Source organism: bacterium, assembly GCA_019912885.1.
Lineage (GTDB): Bacteria > Lernaellota > Lernaellaia > JACKCT01 > JACKCT01 > JAIOHV01.
Window position 1 is genome coordinate 1 of sequence record JAIOHV010000221.1, and the last position, 1,949, is coordinate 1,949.

The 1,949-nt window shown below is 66.8% G+C and carries 3 protein-coding genes; all 3 read right to left on the reverse strand.

Translation table 11 applies throughout. The annotated features are described in order from the left end of the window. Nucleotides 1-1,054: efflux RND transporter periplasmic adaptor subunit (locus tag K8I61_19525; GenBank protein MBZ0274237.1), on the reverse strand; the 1,054-nt coding region annotated here is incomplete at its 3' end. A gap of 85 nt (nucleotides 1,055-1,139) precedes the next feature. Continuing rightward, nucleotides 1,140-1,472 (reverse strand): hypothetical protein, encoded by a 333-nt coding sequence (locus K8I61_19530; protein ID MBZ0274238.1) that lies wholly within the window; start codon nucleotides 1,470-1,472, stop codon nucleotides 1,140-1,142. Nucleotides 1,473-1,523: 51 nt separating this feature from the next. After that, nucleotides 1,524-1,949: hypothetical protein (locus K8I61_19535; GenBank protein ID MBZ0274239.1), on the reverse strand; the 426-nt coding region annotated here is incomplete at its 5' end.

The window sequence follows — 1,949 nt, forward strand, 5'->3', positions numbered from 1 at the left end:
CGTCGCGCGCCACGACGATCCCGTCGATCGGCGCGCGCAGCACGAATCGACCGTCGTGCCGCGACGCCGGCGCGCCGGTGATCCGCAGCGCCGATTCGGCCGAGCGCATCTCCGCGCCCGCCGCCGCGAGCCGCTGCGCCGAGCGGTCGCGCTCCTCGTCGGAAACCATCTGCCGCGCGTGCAGCGTTTCGAGGCGCTCGTGGCGCGCGCGGTCGGTTTCGAAACGCTCGCGCGCCGTGGCAAGCCGGCCCTGCGCGTCGCCGACATCCACGCTCTCAAGTTCGAACAGCGCCTGCCCGCGACGCACCCGATCGCCCGGGCTGACGTGCACGCGACGCACGATGCCGGCCGTCGTCGAGCGCACGTCCGCGTAGCGATTGCCGTCGTACTCCACGCGCCCGACGCACGCGATCTCGTCGCCAAGCTCCAGTGTCCTTGCCGCCACGGTCTCGATGCCCGCCGCGGATTCGATCTGAGCCGACTTGAACCTCACCCGCGTCCCCGGTTCGATCGCCGACGTGACCGGCTTTGTGGTGCATTGCGGACAAACCGATTCCGGCAGGCCGTGCTCCTCGCACCAGTCGCCGGCCTCCTTGAATTTGGGGATCAACTCCGGGTTACAGATGGTGCACTTGGACTCGGGCACGCTGTGCCCCTTGCACCAGTCTGACGGGTCCGCCGCCGCGACCTGCATTGACGGCGCCGCGGCGGCCTCGCCCGCGGGCTTGGGCGGATCCATCGGATTGCAGGTCGGGCAGACGGACTCGGGGTAGCCGTGTTCGGCGCACCAGTCGCCGGACTTTTTGAACGGCTCGACAAGCTCCGGATTGCACCTGGTGCACATCGACTCGGGCACGCCGTGGCCCTTGCACCAGTCCGCGGGGTCGGCCTTGGCCGGGCGTGTGGCCGGCGCCTTGGCGGTTTCCGAGGCAACGGCGACGGGCGGCTGTTCGGCCGCCGAGCACGCCACGGCAAGCGCGACAAGGGCGAGCGCCGCGATCAAGAACAGGGAACGCACGCACAGGCGCGCGCCGTGTAGGGTTTTTCGATTCATGAAGGATTCCTCGCGTTAACGGGCAGACGCCGGATGCGCCGATACGCCGCCCGGATTGTCGGTTTCGTGTTGAGGAAAAAGGAAACTACGCGAGGGACGCGATCGGCGGGCGCAGAAGCGGAGGAACCGGGCCGGAATCGATCATCGTAAAGAGCGTCGCGTCGTGGGACGAGACGTGCGGCATGGATACGGCGCCGCCCTCGGAGAGCGCGACGGCATTCGAATACGCGCAGCAAACGCACGCGGCGCAGTCGTCGCACGCGTCATCGCTGCAATCGTCATCGTCGTCATCGTCATCGCTGCACGACGCGCACGCCTCATCCGCCCGCGCGGACGCCACAAAGCCCGGCGCCGCCGCCGAAAAAACGAACAGGGCGGCAAATGCGAAAACCGCGATGGCGAATATCCACCGTTTCATCGCGCGGGATTATAGACGACGCCTCCGCTTCAAACAATCGAAGCGCCGGGATCAGGCCGCGTCGTCGTCCGATGTGTCATCGTCCGCCGTGTCGTCGTCGTCGGTGTCATCGTCAGCCGTATCGTCGTCAGCGGAAGTATCGTCGTCGGCCGTGTCGTCGTCCGGAAGGGTGTCGTCATCCGTCGCGTCGTCGTCCGTCTCGGTATCGTCGTCGCCCCAGGAATCGTCGTCCCACCAGCCGCACTTGCCGTCGTCCGATTTGCAGTCGTCATCCGACTCGTCGTCGTCCGACTCGTCGTCGTCCGACCAGTCGTCGTCGCATTTGTAGAATTCGGTCGATTTGCAATCGTCGTCGCCGCCCGAATCGTCGTCGTCATCGCCGCACGACGGCACGGCAACGGCGGTTACGGCCGTCGCAAACGCAAGACCGAGAAACAGAAACACGCGAACCACATTGAGATTCATGGACGTCCCTCC